Source organism: Paenibacillus sp. FSL H3-0333 (assembly GCF_038002805.1).
GTDB classification, from domain to species: domain Bacteria; phylum Bacillota; class Bacilli; order Paenibacillales; family Paenibacillaceae; genus Paenibacillus_AQ; species Paenibacillus_AQ silagei.
Genome location: NZ_JBBODG010000001.1, coordinates 842,333 through 866,772, shown reverse-complemented (window position 1 = coordinate 866,772; position 24,440 = coordinate 842,333). Strand labels below are relative to the sequence as shown.

Annotated in this window: 24 protein-coding genes; 8 read left to right on the top strand and 16 right to left on the bottom strand. The window is 52.4% G+C overall.

The window, feature by feature from the left end; genetic code table 11:
* Positions 1-18: 18 nt before the first annotated feature.
* Entirely contained in the window at positions 19-2,010 is a 1,992-nt protein-coding gene (locus MHH78_RS03960) for an FAD-dependent oxidoreductase (protein WP_209868738.1), read from the bottom strand.
* 121 nt (positions 2,011-2,131) lie between these two features.
* Positions 2,132-2,971 carry a MerR family transcriptional regulator gene (locus MHH78_RS03955; RefSeq protein WP_341166657.1) on the bottom strand — a complete coding sequence of 280 codons (840 nt, stop codon included), beginning with the start codon at positions 2,969-2,971 and terminating at the stop codon, positions 2,132-2,134.
* 205 nt (positions 2,972-3,176) lie between these two features.
* Between MHH78_RS03955 and MHH78_RS03950 the strand changes: the two genes are divergently transcribed.
* The gene (locus tag MHH78_RS03950) at positions 3,177-4,280 is read left to right on the top strand and encodes a UvrB/UvrC motif-containing protein (RefSeq protein ID WP_341166656.1); all 1,104 of its coding nucleotides are present in this window, start codon (positions 3,177-3,179) and stop codon (positions 4,278-4,280) included.
* Between the two features lie 96 nt (positions 4,281-4,376).
* Complete coding sequence (locus tag MHH78_RS03945; protein WP_341166655.1) at positions 4,377-5,204, top strand: GNAT family N-acetyltransferase; 828 nt, start codon at positions 4,377-4,379, stop codon at positions 5,202-5,204.
* A gap of 17 nt (positions 5,205-5,221) precedes the next feature.
* Here MHH78_RS03945 and MHH78_RS03940 read toward each other — a convergent pair whose 3' ends face one another.
* From MHH78_RS03940 to MHH78_RS03930, 3 genes are all read right to left on the bottom strand, one after another.
* Positions 5,222-6,457 (bottom strand): alpha/beta hydrolase family protein, encoded by a 1,236-nt coding sequence (locus MHH78_RS03940; RefSeq protein ID WP_341166654.1) that lies wholly within the window; start codon positions 6,455-6,457, stop codon positions 5,222-5,224.
* Positions 6,458-6,596: 139 nt separating this feature from the next.
* Complete coding sequence (locus tag MHH78_RS03935; RefSeq protein ID WP_341166653.1) at positions 6,597-7,031, bottom strand: DUF3021 family protein; 435 nt, start codon at positions 7,029-7,031, stop codon at positions 6,597-6,599.
* A gap of 14 nt (positions 7,032-7,045) precedes the next feature.
* Positions 7,046-7,366, bottom strand: coding sequence for a LytTR family DNA-binding domain-containing protein (locus tag MHH78_RS03930; RefSeq protein WP_341166652.1), 321 nt, complete (start codon positions 7,364-7,366; stop codon positions 7,046-7,048).
* A 511-nt stretch (positions 7,367-7,877) separates the two neighbouring features.
* Here MHH78_RS03930 and MHH78_RS03925 point away from each other — a divergent pair.
* A complete protein-coding gene (locus tag MHH78_RS03925) occupies positions 7,878-8,708 on the top strand; it encodes a hypothetical protein (protein ID WP_341166651.1) in 831 nt (276 codons plus the stop codon).
* Positions 8,709-9,487: 779 nt separating this feature from the next.
* On the opposite strand, the gene MHH78_RS03920 is transcribed toward MHH78_RS03925, so the two are convergent.
* From MHH78_RS03920 to MHH78_RS03890, 7 genes are all read right to left on the bottom strand, one after another.
* On the bottom strand, positions 9,488-10,288 hold the full coding sequence (locus MHH78_RS03920; RefSeq protein ID WP_341166650.1) for an ABC transporter ATP-binding protein: 801 nt from the start codon (positions 10,286-10,288) through the stop codon (positions 9,488-9,490).
* Positions 10,288-11,319, bottom strand: a complete 1,032-nt coding sequence (locus tag MHH78_RS03915; RefSeq protein ID WP_339252219.1) for a FecCD family ABC transporter permease — start codon at positions 11,317-11,319, stop codon at positions 10,288-10,290. Before MHH78_RS03915 ends, MHH78_RS03920 begins: the two co-directional genes overlap by 1 nt.
* Entirely contained in the window at positions 11,316-12,356 is a 1,041-nt protein-coding gene (locus tag MHH78_RS03910) for a FecCD family ABC transporter permease (protein WP_076081397.1), read from the bottom strand. Before MHH78_RS03910 ends, MHH78_RS03915 begins: the two co-directional genes overlap by 4 nt.
* A complete protein-coding gene (locus MHH78_RS03905; protein ID WP_341166649.1) occupies positions 12,353-13,444 on the bottom strand; it encodes an iron-siderophore ABC transporter substrate-binding protein in 1,092 nt (363 codons plus the stop codon). Before MHH78_RS03905 ends, MHH78_RS03910 begins: the two co-directional genes overlap by 4 nt.
* Before the next feature lie 207 nt (positions 13,445-13,651).
* Positions 13,652-15,280, bottom strand: a complete 1,629-nt coding sequence (locus tag MHH78_RS03900; protein ID WP_341166648.1) for a copper amine oxidase N-terminal domain-containing protein — start codon at positions 15,278-15,280, stop codon at positions 13,652-13,654.
* 192 nt (positions 15,281-15,472) lie between these two features.
* Positions 15,473-16,327 (bottom strand): SDR family oxidoreductase, encoded by an 855-nt coding sequence (locus MHH78_RS03895; RefSeq protein ID WP_036722790.1) that lies wholly within the window; start codon positions 16,325-16,327, stop codon positions 15,473-15,475.
* A 128-nt stretch (positions 16,328-16,455) separates the two neighbouring features.
* Complete coding sequence (locus MHH78_RS03890) at positions 16,456-17,040, bottom strand: NAD(P)H-dependent oxidoreductase (protein ID WP_036722791.1); 585 nt, start codon at positions 17,038-17,040, stop codon at positions 16,456-16,458.
* Positions 17,041-17,161: 121 nt separating this feature from the next.
* On the opposite strand from MHH78_RS03890, the gene MHH78_RS03885 reads away from it, so the two are divergent.
* Both MHH78_RS03885 and MHH78_RS03880 read left to right on the top strand, forming a co-directional pair.
* Complete coding sequence (locus MHH78_RS03885; RefSeq protein ID WP_341166647.1) at positions 17,162-17,596, top strand: MarR family winged helix-turn-helix transcriptional regulator; 435 nt, start codon at positions 17,162-17,164, stop codon at positions 17,594-17,596.
* A gap of 106 nt (positions 17,597-17,702) precedes the next feature.
* A complete protein-coding gene (locus MHH78_RS03880; protein ID WP_341166646.1) occupies positions 17,703-18,737 on the top strand; it encodes a C40 family peptidase in 1,035 nt (344 codons plus the stop codon).
* Between the two features lie 230 nt (positions 18,738-18,967).
* Here the strand turns inward: MHH78_RS03880 and MHH78_RS03875 are convergent, their stop codons facing one another.
* Positions 18,968-19,309 carry a zinc ribbon domain-containing protein YjdM gene (locus MHH78_RS03875; RefSeq protein WP_341166645.1) on the bottom strand — a complete coding sequence of 114 codons (342 nt, stop codon included), beginning with the start codon at positions 19,307-19,309 and terminating at the stop codon, positions 18,968-18,970.
* A gap of 135 nt (positions 19,310-19,444) precedes the next feature.
* Between MHH78_RS03875 and MHH78_RS03870 the strand changes: the two genes are divergently transcribed.
* The 3 genes from MHH78_RS03870 to MHH78_RS03860 all read left to right on the top strand — a co-directional run bounded on the left by MHH78_RS03870 (position 19,445) and on the right by MHH78_RS03860 (position 21,987).
* A complete protein-coding gene (locus MHH78_RS03870) occupies positions 19,445-19,930 on the top strand; it encodes a GNAT family N-acetyltransferase (RefSeq protein ID WP_341166644.1) in 486 nt (161 codons plus the stop codon).
* Between the two features lie 72 nt (positions 19,931-20,002).
* A complete protein-coding gene (locus MHH78_RS03865; protein WP_341166643.1) occupies positions 20,003-20,971 on the top strand; it encodes a catalase family peroxidase in 969 nt (322 codons plus the stop codon).
* Positions 20,972-21,099: 128 nt separating this feature from the next.
* Positions 21,100-21,987 carry a diacylglycerol/lipid kinase family protein gene (locus MHH78_RS03860; protein ID WP_076081359.1) on the top strand — a complete coding sequence of 296 codons (888 nt, stop codon included), beginning with the start codon at positions 21,100-21,102 and terminating at the stop codon, positions 21,985-21,987.
* A 63-nt stretch (positions 21,988-22,050) separates the two neighbouring features.
* On the opposite strand, the gene MHH78_RS03855 is transcribed toward MHH78_RS03860, so the two are convergent.
* The 3 genes from MHH78_RS03855 to MHH78_RS03845 form a co-directional block, all read right to left on the bottom strand.
* Positions 22,051-22,926: a phosphotransferase family protein gene (locus MHH78_RS03855; protein ID WP_341166642.1), complete on the bottom strand. Its 876-nt coding sequence runs from the start codon at positions 22,924-22,926 to the stop codon at positions 22,051-22,053.
* Between the two features lie 314 nt (positions 22,927-23,240).
* Complete coding sequence (locus MHH78_RS03850; RefSeq protein ID WP_341166641.1) at positions 23,241-23,723, bottom strand: DinB family protein; 483 nt, start codon at positions 23,721-23,723, stop codon at positions 23,241-23,243.
* A gap of 77 nt (positions 23,724-23,800) precedes the next feature.
* Complete coding sequence (locus MHH78_RS03845) at positions 23,801-24,346, bottom strand: hypothetical protein (RefSeq protein ID WP_076081353.1); 546 nt, start codon at positions 24,344-24,346, stop codon at positions 23,801-23,803.
* Positions 24,347-24,440: the final 94 nt, after the last annotated feature.

Sequence of the window (24,440 nt, the reverse complement as noted above, 5' to 3'; positions counted from 1 at the left end):
AAAATTACTTATAAAGGGCTATTCCTTAGCCAATGCGCCCGCTGCCGCATCCTCGCCGCCAAGCCGCCCGGAGGTGAAGGAGTAGCCCAGTCCAACGCCGTTGCCTACATAGGTATCATTGAAAAGCACCCCTTCGGACTCCACGCCCACGGCGTACAGCCCTTTGACCGGCAGACGCTTATCATTCAGTACCTGGAACTTCGTATTGACCAGCAGACCGCCTACTGAACAGAGGTTGTTGATCTCGGCAATAACGGCGTAATACGGCCCGCTGCTGCCCATAGGAACCAGATATTCCTTCGCCTTGCCGAACTCCGTATCGGTGCCCGTCTTCGCTGCTTCCTCATAGAGCTTGAACTCAGCGGTAAATACTTCAGGGTCCATCCCTGCATTCTTCGCCAGCTCCTCAAGTGTATTGCCCTTGAAGCCGTCGCCGTTCGCTACCATGGATTCGAAGACTTTATCGGCATCCTTCCATGGCTGCTCCAGCGTGAACTTGTCTGTATAGGAGGCATAGAATTCCGGCGGCATGCCCGGAAGCTTAGGTGCCTGAACCCCCTTCATCCCCTTGGCCTTAAGGGCATCCAGCTGCGCCTGTGAGACAATAACCAGATGATACGCTCCGTTAAAAGCACTGGTATTCGCTGCCGCAACCGCTGTAAGCGTCGCCGCTTCATCTCTGAATCTCGCGCCCGAAGGGCCGACATTCATCAGGGTTGGCAGGTAAGACAGCATCATCGGATAGCTGGCTTCAAACGGCTCATACTGCGTCTTCAGCTTATCTGTAGCTCTGGCCAGCGTCTGGTGCAGCATCTGCCCGCCGAAGTTGTCCGGCACCTTCGCGCCGATCTCCCAGGACATCTTCAGCCCTTCACCGATGTTCTGCCCAAGCCCACCATTGACGCCTTCGAAGCCAAAGGCTTCCTTAACCATCTCTTTATTCCCGGCATACCCGCCGGTAGCCATTACAACGCTTGCCCCTGCAATCTCCAGCGTTGTTCCGTCAGACTTCTTGGCCACGACTCCGGTCACCTCTCCATTAGCGCCAGTCATCAGCTTCTGCGCGGTGGCCTCCGTGATCACCTGTCCGCCGCCCTTCTCTACGGATGCTGCAAGCATCTTGCGCAGCAGCTCCTGGCGGGTCTCATAAGGAGGCAGCATATGGAGCTGTTCCCCGGCGAAGTTCAGGAAGGTGGTGGTGTAGCCCTTGCCGGTCAGCCAGTCATAGGTCTCGCCCGACTTCGTAACGTATTGGCGGATCGCCGCCGCATCTACACGCCAGTGATTGTTCACGATCCAGTCGGCAATCTCCTTCTCGACTTCTACTTTCAGCCCGCTGCTTAGCGCGGCCGAGGAGTTGTAGAATTTGCCCGCCCAGGACAGGTTGCTAGCGCCGCCGATCGTCGCTGTTTTCTCGATCAGGATTACCTTCGCGCCCTTATCAGCTGCCGATACCGCTGCCGACACACCGGACGCACCTGCACCAACCACGACCACATCTGCGGACAGCTGCTCGGTCTTGCCTTCTCCCGATTTCACTACAGCCTTTGTTTTAAAAGCCTCCACATTGCCGCCCGCCTGCTTAAGCGCATCCTCCACAGCGGTCAGAATCGCCTTGCTGGACTCGGACGCACCGCTGACGGCATCAATATTCAGGGTCTGGCCGGATAGAATCTCCTCCTTGACCTTGTTGATCGCCTCTACCCCGATTCCGGCGGTTTCGTTCTGGCTGACCACATTGATTCCGGTAATGACCGAATGATCGTCAAGCGTCACCTCAACCTGAATCTTGCCATCCTTGCCTTCAGCCTCTGCTTTATAGGTTCCCGCTTTGAAGTCTGCCGGTACAGCACTTGTATCCGCTGGCTGTGACGCCTGCGGCGAAGCGGACGGCTGCTCTGAAGCTGCCGGTGCGGCGGAATTGTTACCGCTGCAGCCGCTTAGTAGCGACAGGACCAATACCAGACATACGGTGATTAGGAACACTCGTTTTGTTGCTTGCTTACGCATCAATTTCTCCCCCTGTGTGGTTAATGCAGCCCCGTTTCTCTCTAATGGAACTGTTGACTACCGCACAAAGTGTAAACCTTGGTACTGTACCAAGGTCAATGAACAATATGTGAAACTTTTCTCAAAGTAGGACTGACGCTTCCTCCGGTTCTACCGGAATATTAATCTCCAGATACGTTTTGCTGCCGTTACCTGTGCGCTCGGTGAACAGAATTTTACCGCTGATATCTCCGCTAATCTTATAATTCCGTGCCTGCACATACTCTAGCATGAACCCGAAGGCTCCCCGCTCCAGGTAATCCTCGTGGCCGCTGACAATGACGGCAGAGATGCAGGTCGCCGGCTCCAGAACCTCCACGCTGTCGTTCAAGTTAACGCCAAGCTTCACCTGATCCTCTGCAAGCAGGCCAAGTCCCCAGCTATACTCCAGATCCCCTAATCCGCAGGCACATTCGCCTGCCTTATTCTCCACCCGGAAGGAATAGAAGGTGAACGGCAGCAGCTCCATCCACGCCTGAACGGTGTCTTTGAGATCCTCCTTTTGCAGCAAATGATTCTTGTCCGTCTGCTGAATCCGGTACATGCCCGGCACCTGCTTCATCTTGCACGTATATAGAGATGCGCTGACCTGCGCCAGCTCCGCCTGAATCTCCTGAATCTTGCCGAGCAGCAGCCTGCTGCGCCGGATCTCCTCCTCCAGCTGCATACCCGCGGCAGCAATCGACTCCATCACTTGCTCACACGGCGCGTCCTTAATCAATCCGGCTACATCCTGAAGCGGAATCTGCATGCTCCGGTACCATCTGCTCGTCAATAGATTCCGCGCATCCAAATCATTGAAATACCTGTAGTTATTATGCTGATCCTTCATCGGCCGGACAATATCATGTTTCTCATATAAGCGCAGTGTATCTGCCGTCACTCCAAGAATGGACGCAAATTCACCGATCGAATACTTCATCAGCAGCCCCCCAGCTTACTTGATCGCATACGCTCATGCCTGTCGTTCATGTCGTTAATGATAGAGTGTTTGACCAGGAGACATTGTGGGTTATGTCACACCGCTTCTGTCTGAGCACTGAGCGGAGCTTTTCCTGTCGCAGGTGGCGGTGGCATGGTCTATACTTGAAGGATACGGAAGAAACTCACGAACGGAGGCGGCTGCCATGCCCGCACATCTAACAGACAAAGTCGCCAGCCTGCCCTTGACGTCTGGCGTATACCTGATGAAGGACGGACTGGGCCATGTGATTTATGTCGGCAAGGCGAAGCAGCTGAGGAAGCGGGTCCAGTCTTATTTTTATAATAATAAGGGACATTCTCCCAAGGTGAAGCAGCTGGTTAAGCATATCCGTGATCTGGACTACCGGCTGACCGACACGGAGCTGGAGGCCTTCATGCTGGAATGCCAGCTGATCAAAGAGATCAAGCCGATGTATAACCGCAAAATGAAAAATCCACTCGCCTACAGCTACATTTCCATCGTGGACAAAGCGCCTTACCGGCAGATTGAGATCGGCTACGAGCCAAGTACAGAGGCGGGCGGCCTCGTCTATGGCCCTTATACCAGCCGGAGTACGGTCGAAAGAGCGGTGCTGGGCATCAAAGAATCACAGCGCATTCTGTGCAGCAGCCCCCATTCCCGCAACTCACGCTGCCTGAACCATTCGCTGGGCTTATGCATCGGCATGTGCGGGGGCGCAGGGGTAGCTGTAGCACAGTATGAAGCAGTCATAGACGAGATCATCTGCCTGCTGGAAGGCAGGGACAGCCGGATTGTAGCCGGACTGGAAGCAAAAATGGAGGAAGCTGCGCTGCGGTTCGACTTCGAGACCGCCGCCAAATTCCGCGATTATCTGGGGGCGGTCCACTCGCTGCTGCAGAAGGAGCAGGTGATTGAATTCACCGGAGCGAACAAGAATATTATTGTGCTTGAGCCGGTGGACGAACAGTCCCATAAGCTGATCCTCATCAAGGGCAGCGTGATCCTCTACCGCACCCTGCTGGCCAGAGACGCGCTGAACGAGGGGCAGCTCACCGGGATGATCGCAGCATCCGCCCGGGAGGTCTTCCGCAGCAGCAGCCAGACCGCCGTTACGGATGAGATGAGCCGCCACAAGATCGACGAGGCACAGATCATCTACAGCTACCTGAAGAGCAGCTCCAGCCATTATCTGCTCGTCCCGCCGGAGTGGCTGGGGGATGAGGGTGTGACGGGGTTAGAGGAAGGGATAGCGGAACTGGTTCAGTCTTCAGTCTTGGATATGTAGCAATTGATTAAAGAGAAACTCTACCATCAGCCTCCTGATGAACTATGTCATAATTTGTATGACCGTTGACGATTCATTCAATACAGGAGGACAATGATGAACATACAGATTATTCATCCGGAAGCAGACCAGTATGGGAACAGCAGAGAGAATATCTTCATTGCTTTGGGTGAACAAGGAGATTACCTGGGCAGTGCCTATACCTATCCGGCGATTAATCATCACCAGACACCGGACACCCCGTATCTGATCTATATTAGCGTTGACCCCGCTGAGCATTCGGATGAAATTGTGCAGCAGGAAGTTAGCCGGGAGCTGTTTAACCAAGTGCTGATCCGGGCGAGAGAGCTGCGGGCATTACGGCCGGACTTAACCGCCAGAATCTACGGCGAATTCCAAGCAGACCAGAAGCAGCGTGACTTTTACATAGGGACCCAGTTCGAAGCGGATTACAGCATTATTATGGAGGCCTCTATTGCCGAAGGCTTCACTTATGCCCTGCCGGAAGAAATAACCGTCCAGCCGGAGAACCTTCATTCAGAGGACGGACTGATGGTCTACAAAGAGCGGTACGATACACTATTTATCACCCCGCTCAATCTGGACACACTTGCGGAGCAAGGCAGACATCCCCATTTCCGCAATCTTTCGTTTGGGCGGGACGGCAGGCTGCTGGGAGGCTGTACCTTTTGGGCGGCAGATGGCTGCGGTTATATTGAAACGCTGTATGTTATGCCCGAAGCCCGGGGAACAGGAATCGCCAAGGTGATCATGAATTATATATTTGATTATTTCTTGGCAAATGGGATGAATCTGGCCAGACTCGAAGTCTGGGAGCTGAACACCTGCGCAGTTGCGCTGTACCGGTCCTTGGGCTTCACTAGGGTGGAGCATAAAACTGCGTTTCCCGGAATCACCTTATAGCCGCCGCTGCATCCCCTTTAATACACCGCCTGCGGCGCAAACTGGCCGATGCCTTTTAACGAATAGTCATAGAATTCAAGAATTAGCCTGTTCATGGTCTCAATACAGTAATACTTATCGATATCCGCCTGCCCGCGCTGCAGTATATTCGCAAGGATCGGGGAGAACAGCGGCAGATCGGTCAGGCTTAAGTGCTTGGCTCCCTCAAAATGAACGGTATACGCATCCTTGAAGTTCGGATTGCCAGTGTTATTCGCTGCGTAAGCCGAGTTCTTCCCGAGCTGTCTCCACACATCGTCCGTGTATATGTTCAGCAGCGGTACGCGGTAAGGCTCATCTTTGGCCGCCAGATCATTCATCTTCCGGTCATACACCAGCTCGGTGAAGAACGGGGCATCCAGATTGACGACTGCATCCACATCGCTGCGCTCCCGGCCGAGCGCGACGCTTGCCGCACCCCCCATGGAGTGGCCGATTACGCCAATGTGCTCCGTATCTATCCGTTGGTAGACGGGGTCCTCGTTACTGGCGGCTTTCTCCAGGATCTTATCGATTACCAGATTCATATCCCCAGTCCGCAGCTTCATCCATTTACGCGTAAGGCCATACAGCTCTTCCACGGTGTACACTCCGTCTTTGTTGGAATCGTTAACCTCCCGCATATATTCTGCATTAACCATAGTGACCTTCCCGTCCACGCCTTGTGTATAAAAAGAATGGTAGGGATGATCGATGGATACCACAACATAGCCGTGGCTGGCCAGCTCGTTGAAGGTTGACGTGTTGCTCTCTCTAACCCCATAAGCACCATGAGAAAAGACCACCAGCGGATAGGTACCCCCGGCATAGTGCGGATACCAGAATTTCACGTTCACCCTCCGGCGCTCCCCCGTATCTGTAAATCCCTCCATCCGGTCAGGGTCCGTATAGGTGTATACTGCCGTTCTGACCTCATATTCCCCTGTTACTTCAGGTGCACGGTACTGCGGGAATAGAATAGGCGGGATAAGTGAGATTAGCAGCGCCACAGCGGTTAGCAGCCTTTTCCACACCCGGGTTGAACGTCTGGACGGTCTCACGGCCGCCTTCTTACGGATCAGATTAACCGAGCCTTTCAGCGCAAAAACAAACAGCAATGCCGCCAGTAATACCAAGCTGAAGCTCCAATCAATAACGGGGGACAATATAAGAATAACGAATATGATAAACAGGGTGATTCTAATCCAGCTTATGAGCTTAATGCGGCTGTGCATAGGGATTCTCCTTTTCGCGTCAGGTGATGATCTCATCATAAAAAACTGCGAAAAGGGTGTATACCCATTTACGGTAAGCTGTAGCTACAGGGCAATAAGATGCACAAAATCACCATTAAGTGGGAAATTAACTCCAAGATTACTCGCGGACTTCCTGCTTCACCGCCTTCAGTCTCTCATTAATCTGCTCCGCCTCCTTCTTATCCTTCTCATAGGACAGCAGACGGACAATGGCATAGACTACAGCGATTTGCAGGGCAAACAGAAGTGCAGCGGACACACTGGCCACAGCTCCAATCAGGCTGGCAAGGGTAATCAACAGAAGCTCCAGCAGGAGAAAATGAATCACGATTCTAACACGCATCGCCTGCTCGCTCACCTCGTCAGGAGCGTACAACATCAAGCCTGTCAATGCTCCAAGCAGGGAGAAGCCCATAATCGTATAGATGGATATCAGGTCAAAGGCGAGTTCCGGCATAAAAATCTGCCGCAGCACCGTAATGATTATGATGATGGATGCGAAGATAACCAGAAAATCACGGATGATGTCTTTGGCAACCTCAGAACGCTTCATGCTATGATCCCCCTTTATATTCCAAGTCTTTGCTTCAGTACGGGCACATACTGTCTTGAAATGACTACACGTTCCCCATTATCAAGCAGTGCTGTGAACCTGCCGCTGAGGGATGGACGCACACTTTCGATCTTGGCGATATTCAGAATCGTGGATTTGGAGGCACGAAAACAGTTCTTGTCCCGGCACAGCTCCTCCAGCTCATACAGCTTCTGCTTCACTTCATGCACCTGGTTCTCGCTGTAGACAAACACTTTGCCGTCCACGGCTTCGAAATAATAGACGTCACTGAGCTTGATGCGGCTGACCCGCTCTTCCTGGACTCCCAGGAGCACAAGGGTCTCTGCCTTAAGCCTATGTACAATCTCACTGATCTCTTCGTTTGCTTCATAGCATCTGATGATGATTTCCTCTTTCTGCTCCCTGCTGATATGCTCGATGGAAATTTTGATAGGATCACCTGCGTTAATTCAGATTGGAAGGTCTGTTGCCTAATTAATGTACATGATACGGGAACCGCCACCAAGCAAGGACTGGAAATTCGGGTATTTTTGCATGGTACTAAAGTAACACATTATATAAATTCATGGAGTACAATCTTTATCTTTGATAAATTTGGGCCCTTATCAATATATACAAACGAAAATAAAGCCTCCCCAAAAGACACACTGCTTTATATGACTTTATTTGTAGTATAAAGTCGAATAGTGTAATAAATACAGAAGCGGACTATATAAAATATAAATATTTATTGAGAATATTTAGTTATTATTGCTCATGAAACCATTTTTTGTTATCTATTATAGTTTAACTGTATTAAAAAAACTTGAAGGGAAGATGTGAAAATTGAAGAAAATGAAGGTTTTCGCAAGCCTGGGACTGTCATTAGCCATTGCTTTCGTTGGTATTAACCCTTCTGTGTACGCTGCAGAAGCCAAACCAACAACTGAAGTACTAACGGAAGCAAGTGATATTTATTCAAAAGAGGGGTATATAATAGGCTCGGTAGTAAAAACACATGAAGTAAATGTCGTAGAGGCAAACGAAGGAACTACAACAACAGTTACGACTACAAGAGATTTCACATTATTACCTGAATATGAGAATATTGAAAGCTATACAACTGTTTTTCAAGACGATATTAATACATCCGAAATATTTTTTGATAACTTGAATCAGAAGATTCTTGTTAACGATGAAGAATTGAATATTAAAGAGTTTAATTCTGCCGCAGATCAAGTAATTATGCCAATGAATGATACGGGCGGTTTACCCTGGCTTTGTCATTATTACAGCACTAATAATCTTCAAAGTTATGCAATAGCAAGTTATGAGTCTATGAACTATAATTGGATTGGAGACAATAACTCACACGGCGAACCGCAAGGAGCTCATGTTTTTAAGAGCGGAATCTCACGGACCCAGCCTGGGTTTGTGATGGCAAAAAATGCCGTAGATCTGTTCGATCATTCTTACGCGAGTTTTAGACAGGCGCAATACTTAATGTTGGCTGAAGCTGGTTCATCAGGTTTTGCAGGAGCTATATTTCTTTGGAGTCCTGCAGGATGGATTCTTGCGGGAGGAGGAATGGCAGTTCTTGCAGGTGTAACTATTAATAATTTCAATACTGCAAAAAAAGATATGCAGAAGGCGTACACTTATATCACCCAAATTTAAAATTCACGAGTAAGGTTTGATCACCTATGTTTTTAAAGATATTTATAGTAATTGGTATTGCCTGGCTTATGTTTTATAGTGTATACTCGGCCTACAAAAAAGACCGTAGTCCTAAAAACACATCTTTGAGCTTTGTCATTACTTTTACCTTGTTCGGTGTTTCGCTTCTGTTGGCAGATAAGACTGATTATTCATATATACTGGTGTTAATCAGCATAGCTATTCTTATTCATAATATCAGTATCTTCTTCGGTAAACGGAGAAAGAAATAAAGCATACAAAAACCGTTCCATTAGGAGCGGTTTTTTGTATGCTTTATTAGTTTAATTCCCATTTAACATTGAAAAAACCGAAAATTATTGTGATAAAAGTATCGTTCCATCAACTAAATAATTGAGTGAAATTACATTAACGCCAAATAATTTTAAATGATGCTCAGGAGCATGTATTTATCAGAACAAAATCACCCTAACAGGTGAAGGATGCTGGCGCCTCATCGCATTCTGGTGGCAAATATCCAGCCCCTATGTTTTTTCTCTCTCACCGACCGCTTGCATAAAGCATTGTTGCACATTTTGCAGGATTTCTCTATTAAGGTTACTGAATGCGGGTACAATGTTGCATTATTTGCACAAATTCTGGTGCAGAAAGCAAGTTAGTGGCTGACTTTGTTGCACTTCGTGCAGGATTTCGGTATATACCGCTCCTGTTGGGCTGCATTGTTGCACTTCTTGCAGGATTTCTCAAAAAATGTTACTCGCTGGCAGCCTTGTGTACGCTTAGTTGTTATGATACCGCCCCAGCGGCACAACCAACGGGGAACCGGAGACCGGGTCAGGGATGACTGTGCTATCCAGTCCGAAGATTTCTTTAACCCGCCCGCTGGTGATGACCTCTGCGGGCGAGCCCTCGGCAACCAGCCTGCCGGAATGCAGCGCAAAGATATGGTCGGCATACCGGGCGGACAGGTTGATATCATGCAGGACCATCACAATGGTGGTTCCGTGCTTGCGGTTCAGATCGGTCAGCAGGTCCAGAATCTCCACCTGGTAGGTGATATCCAGGAAGGTGGTCGGCTCGTCCAGGAACAGGATGTCGGTCTGCTGGGCCAGGGCCATCGCAATCCAGACCCGCTGCTGCTGGCCGCCGGAGAGCTCATCGATATTACGGTTAGCGAATTCGGTAATATTCATAATCTCCATCGCTTCGGCCACGGCCTCGTAATCCTTCCGGGACCAGCCTCCAAGCAGGGACTGGTGGGGGAATCTGCCGCGTCCCACCAGATCGGCAACCGATATCCCTTCCGGCACAATCGGGGATTGCGGCAGCAGACCAATGACCCGCGCCAGCGCTTTGGCCGGAATCTGCGAGATCGGCTTGCCGTCCAGCGTCACCTGGCCTGCGGTGTGCTTGATCAGCCGGGCCATGGTTTTGAGTAGGGTGGATTTCCCGCAGCCGTTCGCTCCGATAATCACGCTGATCTGCCGATCGGGGATCACCAGGTCTACCCCATGAATAATCGTCTTATTCTCATAGCCTGCTACAACCTGTTCAGCTCCAAATGCATGTGCCTTGTTCATTATAACTCTCCCTTTCGATTCATGCGGATTAACAGGAAGATCAGATAAGGTGCTCCGAGTAATCCGGTAATGATGCCTACAGGGAATCTGTACTCAAAAGCAAATTGTCCAATCAGATCAGACGCCAGGACCAGATTCACGCCGACCAGACCTGCGGGGATGATGCTGGAAGCGCCGGTACCCACCAGTCTTTTGGCAATCGGCCCTGACAGGAAGGAGACAAACGCAATAGGTCCGGTAGTAGCCGTAGCCATCGCCACCATGCAGACAGAGCTGACAATCAGTGCAATTCGGGTCCGGTCGGTGCGGACTCCAAGCGAGGTAGCCGACTGCTCCCCCAGCTCCAGGATACTCAGATGCTTGCCCAGCAGGATGATGATAGGCGAACAGATCAGCACGATGATCACCAGCGGAGGAAGCTCGCGCATCTGTGAGCCGTTGAGACTGCCGGTCAGCCAGCGGACCGCTGAAGGGATGTCCTTCTCGGAGCCGATCAGCAGCAGGTAGGAGATCACGGCATCCAGCATCGCCTGAAGGCCAATTCCGATCAGTATTAAACGCCCGATGGAGAAGGTTCTTCCCCTGGAGAGCACGTAGATCAGCAGCACGGTGGCAAGGCCAGCGATTACCGAAGCAACAGAGACTACAGCTCCGCTGGCTTGAAGGATCACGATACAGTATACCGCCGCCGCACTCGATCCGGAGGTAATGCCAATGACATTCGGATTCGCCAGCGGATTACGCAGCATCGTCTGGAAGGTGTAACCGGCAATCCCGAAGGCGAATCCGGCAAAAAGACCCGCCAGCATCCGCGGCAGCCGGATCACATTCACGGCGAAGGAGACACCCTTCAGCTCTTCGCCGGAAAGTGCGCGGATGACCTCCGAGGCAGGATAGATGGTATTGCCGAGCAGCAGCATCGCGCAGCACAGTACACAGGCAAGTACGGCAAGCAGGCTGGTAACAATCAAGCCCCGGCGCTGTCTCTGACGTCTGCCCGCCATAATGAATTCAATCGTTTCATTTCTCATAAGGACCGCACTTTCGACTTCATCGCTAATAGAATCAGGATCGGTGCCCCTACAAAGGCTGTGACTACACCGACTTCAAGCTCTCCGGGGCTTCCAATCAGCCGGCCGCCTACATCGGAGACCGTGAGAATAATAGCCCCGGTGACCGCTGACATCGGGATCACGAACCGCAGGTCCGAGCCGAGGATCAGCCGGATTACGTGAGTGGACAAGAGGCCAATGAACCCGATAGGCCCGGCCAGTGCCGTCACTGCTCCGCATAATAATACCCCGGCCAGCGCTGCTATAAGCCGCAGTGTCCCTGTGCGGACCCCGAGTCCGGTCGCCACATCATCGCCCAGGGCCAGCGCATTCAGGGCCGGAGCTGTAATGAAGGCAATCAGCATGCCGATCAGCAGGAACGGAAGGAAGGTTGTAATGCCGCTCCAGGTCCCCGCACCCACGCTGCCCACCTGCCAGAACCGGAACTGGTCCATGACGTAAGCGCGTGGAATCATGATGGCAGTGACCAGAGAGGACAGAGCCGCGCTGATCGCAGCACCCGCCAGAACGAGCTTAATGGGCGTGGCTCCGCCACGCCCCATCGAGCCGATTCCGAATACGAAGACCGCTGTAATTGCAGCTCCGGCTAAGGCTAACCATATATATTGGCCCGCAGTGCTTATGTTCAGGAAAGCAATTCCGCAGACCACGAACAAAGAAGCTCCCGTGTTCACCCCGAGGATGCTGGGATCGGCAATCGGGTTACGGGTCACCGCCTGCATCAAGGCTCCCGATACGCCGAGCGCCCCGCCGCACATCAGGCTGAATAACGTCCGGGAGATCCGCTTGCGCACCACGTTTGCCCCATAGCTGTCCACTTCTGGACGGAAAAGCCCGTCCATCAGCTCATTCCAGCCTACATGACGGGCTCCCAGTACCAGTGAGGCAATGATGCACAGAACCAGCAGGACCATGCAGCTCACCAGCACCAGGATGAAATTCTTCGGCATATGCAATTTTAGCTTGTTATCGTCCGAGACCGGTGAACTCATCATTTTATTTTATCAATAGCTCCCCCAATTAAGGCAAGGTATTCATCAATCGTATACGCAATGGACAGCGGATTCGGTGTTCCGGCAGCAACCAGCGGAGTATCACTGTCGATAAAAGCTACCGATCCCCGTTCAATGGCCGGGATTTTGCCGATCAGTGAATCTGCCTGAAGCGTCTTAAGCAATTCGTCATTGCCATAACCTACGATCAGATCTGCATCATATAGGGCTTCCACATTCTCGGAGCTTAAGCTGAGCGAGTAGCTGGTAGGGTCTGTAATCTGTTTGGTAATGCTCTCGGGATATATCATCCCCAGCTCATACAGGAATGCGACCCGAGAGTCCACAGGTGTATAAATATGCAGTTTCGACAAATCCTCAGCGGAGAAATTGACCCAGACTACTTTTTTGCCGGCAATCTGCGGATATTTGCTCAGCTTGTCCTTAACCAGGGCTTCGGTGTCCTTGATGAGCTGCTCGCCTTCAGGCTTCATACCCATGCCTTCTGCGTTCAGCAGCACCTGCTCACGCCATGTCGTAGCCCAAGCAGCCGTCGGGTAAGCTACCACTGGAGCGATCTGGCTCAGGGTCTCATAATCTTCCTTCGTTAGGCCCGAGTACGCGGCCAGAATAACATCCGGGTTGGCGTCAGAGATCGCCTCGAAATCAAGACCATCGGTATCCTGGAATACATTCGGATCGGTTACATTCAGCTCCTTGAGCTTATCAGCGGTCCAAGGCAGCAGCCCGCTGCCATCCTGCACACCGAAGTTCGCAGCCGAGAAGCCTACAGGGACAACGCCCAGAGCCAGAGCCACATCATGGTTAGCCCACTGCACAGTAACTACACGTTCCGGCTTGCTCTTAATTACAGCTTCACCAAGCGCATGCTTGATGGTAATCGGATAGGTCACAGCATCCTGCGCCCCTGGTGCTTCTGTGCTTGCCGCTTCGCTAGTTGCAGCTGCTGTAGGTGCCGGGGAAGGTGAAGCAGCTGAATTCGACTGGTTGGAGGAACAGCCTGCCAGCACTATTGTTAGCGCTAATGGAATGAATAATGTCTTGAAAGAGAACTTTTTGGTACGGTTCATGTGTGGACCCTTCCTTATCTGAATAGGTTTTTTATACGATAATGAGAATCATTATCGATAAATATATACGTGTCCGGACAGGTTGTCAATGTAAAATCTGGATTCCGCGCTCAACAAAAGCCCGCAAGCGGCACTTGTTACAGTGAGCCGCTTGCGGGCTTGGTCTAATCATGGCCTAATATAGAAGGTTAACTTCCGTTCACAAAATCAAATGCTCTTAGTCAACGTAATAGACTGATCGGCGTTGCCCCATTGTACGTTCCAGCCCAGTAATTCGGTGATGAAACGAAGGGGAACTACGGTTCTGTTGTCGTCGTTCACAAAGACCTTGGCGCCGACGGATTTTCTCATACCGTTGACTTCCATGAAGTCTTTGTTCATCCAGAATACCAGGGTGTCGCTGCCTGCTGTAATGGTAACCTGCTGCGCCTGCTTGTCCCATTTCACCTCTGCCCCGATGCCTTCACTCAGATAACGAAGTGGGATGTAGGTCATTCCGCTCCAGATGAACGGCTTGGTATCCATTTGAGTTACTTGTCCGTTAATGTTCAGGACGCCGCTGCCCACCTTCATCCAGACTTTCATCATGGAAGCAGGATCTGCTGGTGTTGCAGGTGCAGGTGCTGCTGCATCCTGGAACTTATCGTTGAACTGCGTAACAATCGCATTGCCCAGCGCTTGGCCTACCCCGAACATCGTCTTGTAGCCCTCGCGGTTCGTCTTGTATGATGCGTCATAGTTGCCCGCTGCATATTGCGTAAGCACCTGCTGCACTTGATTCTCGTGGGTGGTCAGTGCAGATTGTCCCGCTGACTTCGGCAGGTTGCCTGCTGTAGCCGAATCAAGGAAGGCTGCAAATTCAGTGGTGAAGCCTGCGATACGCGCTTCGACTGCCACTTTTGCCGCTGCATCATTGTTCTTCACTGCCGCTGTGAAATCAGCCTGGGCATTCACATGATTCGTGACCCAGATCTTCTCGAAGGCCGCTGCCCCGTCTGCACCATAGATAGAAGCAATTGCTGCCTTGAAGTCTGCTGTATTCATGGCTTCAGCTGCAAGCAGCGCATTGGAAGCCGCTCTTCCGTCATATTGCTCCTGCATTTGCAGGACGGACAGAGCAAAGTGTTCACCCGCTAACTGGTTGAGTGCGGATCTCAGATCAGCAGCTTTGGTATCTGCCTTGGTATTCTCGAATTTAGCAGGCATTTGCGTAGTAATCGCACTGGACAAGGCCTTGCTGATACTGAACATTTCTGCATAACCCTTACGGTAAGCTTCATACGCGCCCTTGTAATCACCGGCTGCATAATCCTCGAACACTTCCTGGACATGGTTCTCATGACTGCGGATAACCTGCTTCGCGGCAGCTGCCGGAAGCTTGCCCTCTGTTGCCGTACCGAGGAAGTTCCCGAATTCGTCTACAAAGCCGCTTACTTTATCTTCTGCAGCTTGGACGGCTGCGGTGTCCTTGTTCTTCGTCGCCTTCACCAGATCGTCGGTGTACTTATTATGTGCGCGGAAAATCCGTTCAAACTCTGCTGCACCTGCATCGCCGTACAGTGAAGCAATGGCGGGCTGCATATCGAGCGCGTTCTGATCAAGCGCCTGGTAGGCCGCTGCCGCATCCTTAGTACCGTCATAAGCCTTTGTCATTGCGGTTACGGCAAGGGTGAAATGCTCGGAGAGCAAATAATCCAGGCCCGCTCTCAGCTCGGCTGCCGGTGTATTCACCGAAGCCTTCATCATGGTGGCTGCCGGGGCTGCCTCCGCACCTGCCAGCGCAGGTATCATCAGGGTCAAGCTTAATATCGGAACGACTAATTTCTTCATCTTCATCTCAATTCACTCCTTAGGTTGGGGTAATATGTGGTGTTCACGTTGCCTGTCTGCCTGTTTGTCTGTACATACACTGAAACGCAGGGGATTCAGTTTTGGATCACCATCCCGCAAAAAAAAAGCTGCCCGCCGGTATAAAGCACCGGAACGGGCAGCCTCTTGTAATGATATAACCTGCCAGCAGAACGCTGATTAACCCAGCAACGCGCGTACGCCTTCACTAAGCGGGGTAAGCGGACGGTTCAGCAGCTTCACGAGGTCACCGCTCTCGATATTCAGTGCGCCATCACGGATGGCTGCCTGAATGGCAACGACGATTGGCAGCGCCGCTTCCGGCACGCCTGCACCTGCCATAATCTTCGCATAGGCGGTGTCATCCACCTGCTGCACAGCAACCTCCTGGCCCAGAACCTCGCCGACCACTGCTGCCAGCTCTGCCTGGGTAAGCGGAGTACCGGACAATTCGTAGATGACACTCTCACGGCTCTCTCCAGCCAGAACAGCAGCCGCCGCTTCAGCATAATCACTGCGCGTAGCCCAGCCTACCTTGCCGTCTTCGGCAGAGGTCAGCCATGGAGCGCCGGCCTTCACGGCCTGAATGGAGCCGACTTCGTTCTCCAGGTACCAGTTGTTGCGCAGGAAAGCATACGGAATGCCGGATTCACGGATGAACTCTTCTGTGGCACGGTGTACCGGTGCCAGGAACAGGGAGCTGTTATCGGCATCGCCTACACTGGTGTAGACGATGAAGCCTACACCTGCACGGACAGCTGCGTCTACAGCTGCCTTATGCTGGCGGATACGGGTGTCGTTGTCGCCGTCAGCCGAGACGATCAGCAGGCGCTCCACTCCGGCAAAGGCGGTGTCCAGCGTCTCCGGCTGATCGAAATCACCATGACGGACATCGACCCCGCGCGCCTTCAGGGCTTCTGCCTTCTCCGGGTTTCTGACACTGGCTACAATATTCCCAGCGGGTACGGTCTTCAGCAGAGTCTCTGCTACGATGGAACCAAATTTGCCTGTTGCTCCTGTTAATGCGATTGTCATCTCATATTCCTCCATTTGGGTTCTTGTATTTCAATCTCAGCTATAAGCTCTCGTTGACATCGGTAATCATCACTCATGTAACCATTGTAGTTACAAGTTGGCCGGATGTCAAATAGATTGTTCAAGATTCACCCCACTGTCTTGAAATAGCGGTAGATCTGCTCCAGCTTCTTGCTATGTTTCCCCTTCTTGCTCTCCATGTTACCGAATTCGAAGAACTTCACCTTACGGATGCCCACGTAGTTGAACAGGGCTTTGCGCATCAGTATCTTATGCGAGTTCCCCAGCCACAGCAGCGGGTAGTGGGTCGGCCCCTTCATGCTGGAGATGCAGATCACGCTCTTCCCCTTGAGCAGCCCCTCCGGCAAAAGTCCGCCCTTATCCCGGTAGGCGAAGCCCGATGCAAACATCCGGTCGATGTAGCCCATCAGCATCGCTGGCGGGCGTCCCCACCAGATCGGATAGACTAGGACGATCTGATCGGCCCACAGCAGCTGCTCCCTGTACTCTGCCAGCTCCGGTTCCCGGTACATATCCCGTCTGCGCCGATTCTCATTGAACACCAGGACCGGATCGAATCCGGCCTCATACAGATCAAGCACCTTGACTTCCGTAATCTTCGCATTCTCCTTGCTGCCGCGCAGCACTTCCTCCAGGAAGGCGTAGCTCAGGCTCTTATGGTTCGGATGGGTGTAGATCACAAGTGTATTCATCAGTGGTATTCCCCTTTAGTTGTCATTTGATAACAAAAACATAGCACAGCCGCAAATTACTTGTCAAATGATAATTGTTTTTTGATAATTATTCTGGTATCGTGACCTCTGAGGTGATCTTATGGACAACAACCATCTATTCCAGAAATTCATAGCCTTCACTGCCGCCGTCCATCAAATAACGAACGATATTTCCAAAGATGTCAATTCGGACGGCTTAACGCCGCTGCAATATAAGATTGTTGAATACATCGCCGTCAGCCAGCCCGTTACGCTCAGCGAGATCAGCGACTGCATGAACATGTCGATGCCCAATACGAGCCGGGAGCTGAAGAAGCTCAGCGAAAAAGGGCTATGTACCCGCGTCACCGACCCCGCTGACCGCCGCAGGCAGGGCATTACACTCTCCGCCGCAGGCGAGGCGTTGATGAATGAGGCCTTCGGACAGATCGCTGTCCGGTTCGAGCAGCGTATTGCCGCCCTGAGCGCTGAGGAACGCAAAGAGACCGAGCGGGCCCTCGATCTCTTGCAGCAGAAGGTATTTTATTTGAGCTGAGGATACATCCTATCTCCATGCTCCTGCCAACAATTGGCACAAAACCAATTCACACCAATCGCGTCTAACTGGAGAGAGTTAAATCTATCCATAAGGTGATGAATCCATGACAACAAGAACGACTATGCTGCTGTCTCTGCTTGGACTGGCCCTGTTATTGCCAGAGCGCGTCCATGCAGATGCAGCCCCTTCACCCCAGCCCATCTCCATCTACCTGGACGGACAGCAGCTCCAGCCGGAGACTCAGCCGCTCAACATCAGCGGGACTGTACTGGTTCCTATGCGTGGGCTGTTCGAAGCCCAAGGGGCCGAGCTCTCCTGGGACAATGCAAGCAAGACGGTAACTGCCGTCAAAGGCGGCACTGCACTCACCTATACCTTAGGCTCGTCCACAGCTCTGCTGAACGGGAAGACCGCCCAGCTGGCTGTACCGGGACAACTGTCGCAAGGCTACAGTATGATTCCCCTGCGCTTCGTCAGTGAAGCCCTGGGCAGCGAGGTGAGCTGGGAGCCGGCTTCGGGCTCCGTCCTTATCTCCTCGGCGGCTGCCTATGAGACCTCGGTCACCTGGGGGGTCAACCTGCGCAGCACCCCGGATGCCGGGAGCAGCGCCACTAGCTTAGGCCTGCTGCCCGCCGGAAGCAAGGTTCATGTCATCCGTGAGATTGATGCCCTCTGGCTGGAGGTGCGGACCGCAGATCATGTGAGAGGATATGTATCTTCCAAGCCGAAATTCACGGATTACAGAAGCCCTTCCCTGCTGCAGAAGCAGGGGGAAGCCCTGATCGCCTCAGGTAAAAAATACCTGAATACCCCTTATGAATTCGGCGCTTCTCCTGACCAGACGGATACGTTCGACTGTTCTTCTTTTGTGAAGCGTGTGTTCGGGGATACTCTCGGGATTGAGCTTCCCCGCGTCTCTTACGATCAGGCACAGGAAGGCCGGAAAGTTGGCGTGGGCGAGCTGCGCACCGGAGATCTGCTATTCTTCACCGCCAGAGGTCTAGACATCGGACATGTAGCCATCTATGCCGGAAATAACCGGATCCTGCATACCTACTCTAAGGAGCAGGGTGTACATATTGAGGATTTCAGCAGTAAGTGGAAGCAGCGGTTTGTTACCGCGCGGCGAATTCTATAACGGGGGAGAGATTAGGCAAACCATGTAACAGTTGGTTTTTCTACACTTGCTGTTAAGCAAATGCCCCATTCAGGAGTGACAGTTGGAAAAAAGGCACTTAATCTGACCAAACGCAGCCGAGTCTATAAGATTCGGTGAATCAGGTGTACTTTTTCCAACTGCTTCTTCATATGACTCCATTCCGCCAGAAATAAGTGCCTTATTTCCATCTCTTCCGCACCCACTTCATGCTATGCCTTGCGCACAAACTCCGATTTCAGCTTCATTGCGCCGAACCCGTCGATTTTGCAATCGATATCATGGTCACCATCCACCAGCCGGATATTCTTCACCTTGGTGCCTATCTTCAGAACGGACGAGCTGCCTTTGACCTTGAGATCCTTAATCACCGTTACGGTGTCCCCGTCAGCCAGTACATTTCCGTTAGCATCCTTAACTACCTTCTCTTCTTCACCGCTTACACTTCCTGCATCCAAAGACCACTCATGTCCGCATTCCGGGCAGACCAGAAGCGCTCCGTCCTCATAGGTGTACACAGAGCTGCACTGCGGGCAATTTGGCAATTCATTCATGATTTCATTTCTCCATTCCTGCTTAAGCATGTTTATAGGGATAAGTCTGTCTAAGTTTAACATATAACTTGATTAAACTCAGTTATTAAATTAATATCTAATTAGATAATTATTTAATAATAAGGTGGGATTATTATGATTCAGTTAGAAGCTGTTACCGACCCGCTGTCTCAGGAGAGTCTTGAGATACAAGCCTCCATCCTGAACTCACAGCCTGAATTCAATCTGATGGTGGAGCATAAGTCATACCTCGAACCGCTGGAGCTGCAAGAAGAGAACCGTAAGAACCTCGCCATGGGTGAGAAAATGCTGTACATCAAGTTCCGTGATCGCGTCGCCGGCCTACTCACTTATCTCCCAGACTACGGCCCGGATCACTATCCCTGGATTGGCCTCCTTGTGATTCACCGGCAATATAGCCGGCAAGGGTTAGGGAATGCTGCTGTGCATGAACTGGAGAGAAAATTCCAGCAACAGGGTACACAAGCCGTCAGACTGGCTGTCCAGCTCGAGAATAAGGCCGGTGAGCTGTTTTGGACTCTGAACGGATATGGCCGGATCAGAAGTGCTACCGATAACCATGGTAACCAGGTGGATGTCTACGAGAAGCGGTTTGAATGAGCAGTAAAAGTGGTAATAATTAGAAAATAGCTTGTATATGTTATAAATCATCGTGGAGGAGTGAATGAGGACATGAATGAATCGGAATCGGAGCACAGCAGCAGCCAGTCTGCCGCAGACACCAGGGAGCATCCAGCGCTTGCCGCCGAGGCAGTAGACGCGATCGAGAACCTGTCCGGTGTCCATCCCGGATACCGCCGCGCCCATGCGGCGGGAGTCTGCTGCCGCGGCTTCTTCCGGCCGAGCGGACTGGGGAAGGAGTTCACGGAGGCGGAGCACCTTCAGGAGCAGCAGGTGAATGCCATCATCCGCTTCTCGGGCAGCTCGACTGATCCGGCACTTGCGGACCTGCTATCCCCTGCCAAGGGGATGGCTGTCCAGTTCATCCTCCCGGATGGCGGGGTTACGAATCTGGTTGGAGTGACCGTGCCTGTCTTTTTTGCGCGGACCCCGGAGTCCTTCATCGACATTATACAGATGGCCCACCGGCTGCGGACCGGGACACTCGGACCGATTGAGCTGATGAAGGAAATTGTCAGCCACTTCAGCGAGAGCAAAGAGGCTCTGCTCGCGGTGCGCCGGCTCAAGCCGCCTGCCAGCTACGCCGAATGTCATTACTACTGCATACATGCTTATGTGCTGGTCAATGCAGAAGGCAGGCAGCAGCCTGTCCGGTTCGAGTGGGTTCCCGAGACGGGCGTGCGCACACTGACACTGGAAGAGGCTGCGCAGCAGCCGGACCGCTATCTGGAGGATGAGCTGGAGCTGCGCTTCAAGGATGAGCCGGCTATCTTCCAACTGGTCGCTGTTCTTGGAGAGGAAGGCGATGCTACGGATGATCCTACCCGTGCCTGGCCGGAGGACCGCCGCAGAATCGATCTCGGGCGGCTGCATATTTCAGAGATCTACCCCGATCCGACATATCTGCTCATGGACCCTACGATCCTTACAACTGGTATGCTCCTCTCGGATGATCCGATTCTTAAGTTCCGCAGTGCGGCTTACGCCGAATCTTATGGGCGGCGGATTGAAGGAAGATAGCTGCTGCCTGCTGCGGCATATGTCGTTCAGCGCCAAAGGGACAATGCGCCCTTTGGCGCTTTTGATTCAAACGCTATACTTAGTTGGTTAATGGATATTAATCCGGTTACAAGAGAGAGGAGTGCAGTATGCAGCAGGCCATGGTCATCATGAACCCTTCGTCCGGCAAGGCAGAGGCGCGGGATTATATTAGAGCAGCGGAAGAGGTGCTGCAAGGCGCAGGGTATCAGGTTACCGTCCAGGAGACCGCAGGGGAAGGAGATGCAACCGCCTTCTGCCTCCAGGCCTGCGCCGAGTGCTATGATCTGGTGGTTGCCATTGGCGGAGACGGAACGCTCCACGAGACGATGAACGGCCTCACAGATCAGCAGCACCGCCCTACACTTGGCATTGTGCCAATGGGCACCGTCAATGATTTTGCCCGCGCGCTACAGATTCCGCTTGTTCCTGAAGAGGCAATTCAGAGCCTGGCCTCGCCCCGGACCCGAAGAGTCGATATGGGCCGGCTGAATGACCGGCTGTTCGTCAATGTGGTGGCCGCAGGCTCTCTGGCAGGCTCCCTCTCCTCAGTTAGCTCCGAAGACAAGAGCCGGCTCGGGTTCCTTGCTTATCTAAAAGAGGGCATTAAGGAGCTGGCCAGCAATACTGCACATACCCTGACGATTACTCACGACGGTGAGATCTGGGAAGGCTCCTCCCCGCTGTTCATTGCTGCACTGACGAATTCCGTGGGCGGCTTCGAGAAGCTTGCCCCTGCTGCCGCCGTAGATGACGGCCTGCTCCATTGCTTCATCGTCAAGGACCTGCACCTGCTGAATTCCGTTACGGTCAGCATCTCCCTGCTGCTCGGCAATCTGCGGAATCATAAGGATGTCATCTACTTTACAGCCAAGGAGGTCTCCGTCCGCTCCACCGAGCCGGTACAGACGAATGTGGACGGCGAGCAAGGTCCGCCGCTGCCGATCCGCTTAAGCACCATTCCGCGCCACATTCAGGTCGTGGTGCCGGAGGACTGAGCAGCTCGGCCGCCTCAGGTGCTCCAGGCTACAGAATACAGGCATCCGGGAGAAGCCGCTTCTTTAGCTGATTCCGTGCAGCTCTGCGAAGTCCTCACCAAGTGTCCATTTCAGACGTCTGACCCATTCACGCTGCACCTCCTTGGGCGCGATCTGCAGGCGGTGCAGGATATTCCATACCCTGTACAGACTCGCCGCCTTCATCTGCTGCGGCGTGAAGGATAACGGGTTAACAGACAGATAGCCCTGCATGAAGGCAGTATTGAGCAGCACGGATTGTACGGGATAATGGTGCTTCGTGAACCAGCAGACCCAGGCTACATCATTCAGCGGGCTGCCCCATTCCGCCCATTCCCAGTCCAGCACATGCAGCAGATCATCGGCTTCACAGAGCAGATTATGTACTCCGTAATCGCCATGGGTCAGGACCCACGGAAGCTCCCCGGCCTCCGCCGCAGACAGAAAGTGAAGCGACTGTCTGCCGAGAGCGGCGGGAACGAATTCCAGCTTCTGAACCACCTGACTCAGTGCAGACCTGTTGCTGAGCCGGATCTCTGTCTCTTGCGGCTGATAAGGGCGGGAATGAATCTGGGCAGCCAGCAGCTGCCCCATTCTGCTGTAGATCCGCTCGGCTCTTGTCCAGTCCCTGGCATCCAGAACGGACTGGGCGTTCCCGCCCTGCATGCAGTCCATGATGATGATGCGCTTCCCGTCCATCTCTGTCACCTCATGCACCACCGGGGTATCACAGCTTCCCTGCACCAGCCGCATTACATGAACCTCATTGAGCGTATCTTTATTGGACAGATTTGTTATTTTGGCTACAAGCGGCGGCTCGGCCCCCGCCATCAGATAGGTTAGATTCGTATATCCCCCTGTCAGCCGTTCCAGCCGGCAGGCATATCTTGCTTCCAGACCTCTGATGATGTTCTCAATCATGATATGAATCCCTCTCTTTTCCCTTCAGTAGACCCTATGCCAAGTGGAAACGACTTTGCCATCCTTTTAGGGATGGCACCGTTTCAGCGAGAAATAGAAGGATAAGTTATCGTGTGCAACGTATAAATCCTTATATTTCAAGAATATCACATGCTCCATTTCATTACAGATTAAGCTATTCTGCACAAGCAGATCTATGCTGCGGCCCTCACTGTACGTATGACAAAGAGACCGGCGGGAGAATCCCGGCCAGTCTGCTTGAGCCATGCCTCATAGCGGTCTCCTGCACAGCCAATGCCTGCCCTGGAAGGGGCTTATGCTTGTGGCCTGGCCGGGACGTACAGCTTGTGGATCAACACCATTTGACCTATATGATAGGCATTATGAGTTGCCGCATTGCTGATGATCTCCCACCATACAGCCGGTACCGGGAACCCGTTCACCTGCTCCTCCAGCCCTTCCTCAGACAGCAGGCTCTGCCAGTTCAAGAGCGTCTGCAGCAGCCTTCCGCGCAGCTCACTGAACGCAATATCTGCCGGAAGCCTGAAGCTGAGGTTATTATCCTTAACCGGAGGCACAGCGTCCATATGCCCCTCGCGGTACCGGCTCTGCCAGGCTTCATTCCAGTACAGCAAATGCTGGGTAAGCTCAGCTATGCTGCTGACTCCTTCACCGGGCTTCCAGAACGCTTCCTCCTCGGTCACGTTCTCCACAGCCTGCATATAGGGAAGATGCCAGCTGGGGTCGTTGGCCCCGGCCAGCAATTGATTGGCAAGCACATCCTTGGCATGAACCATTCCTTCACTCTCCTCTTCTTCGCATTCCGTTATATTTGAAGAGAAGCCCCCTTTCCCTACAGGGAACGAGGGCTTCTCTACTGGCTGGAGGGCGTGTATTCGCTCAGCTTGCCGTAATAGACCAGATGCAGCCGGTCGCTCTGCCGGAAGTCATCCGGGGTGACGAGCGCAGGCAGCTTGTTCCACAGCTTAATGCCGGAGCGCTCCAGAATCTCGGCAACGAACTGTGAGCAGAAATAGGAGTTGCTGAACTCCACCGGCTCCTTCAGTGCAATGCCGATGACACCGAGGATATTGTAGAGATACTTCTGGCGGCTGCGGATGAAGACCTGGAGCACCCGCTTCATTTTCTCAACCTCACGGTCCGTGACCTGAAGCTCGTAGATGACGCAGGTCGTCTCCGGGTATTTGCTGTAGGTGCCTGTGCGGATATCCTCCTTCACGAACCCGCCGTTCAGCGGATTGGCCGGATGCTTCCTTCCAAAGCTATATAGCTCTGAGAGCTCCCGGTTAAACGAGATCGACGCATGGTTATACGGCGCTTTGGTATAGCCCTGAATGAGCTTCGTGAACAGCGTTCCCGTATTGGTGAGCATGATGTACACCGATGGATCTGCTGACATTTACAATATTTCCCCTTATCAAGTCGGTTGTTTTGCTTCATAATAAGCTGGACGCTCTGTCTATTTTAGCATAAAATTCCTATATTGAAATGAT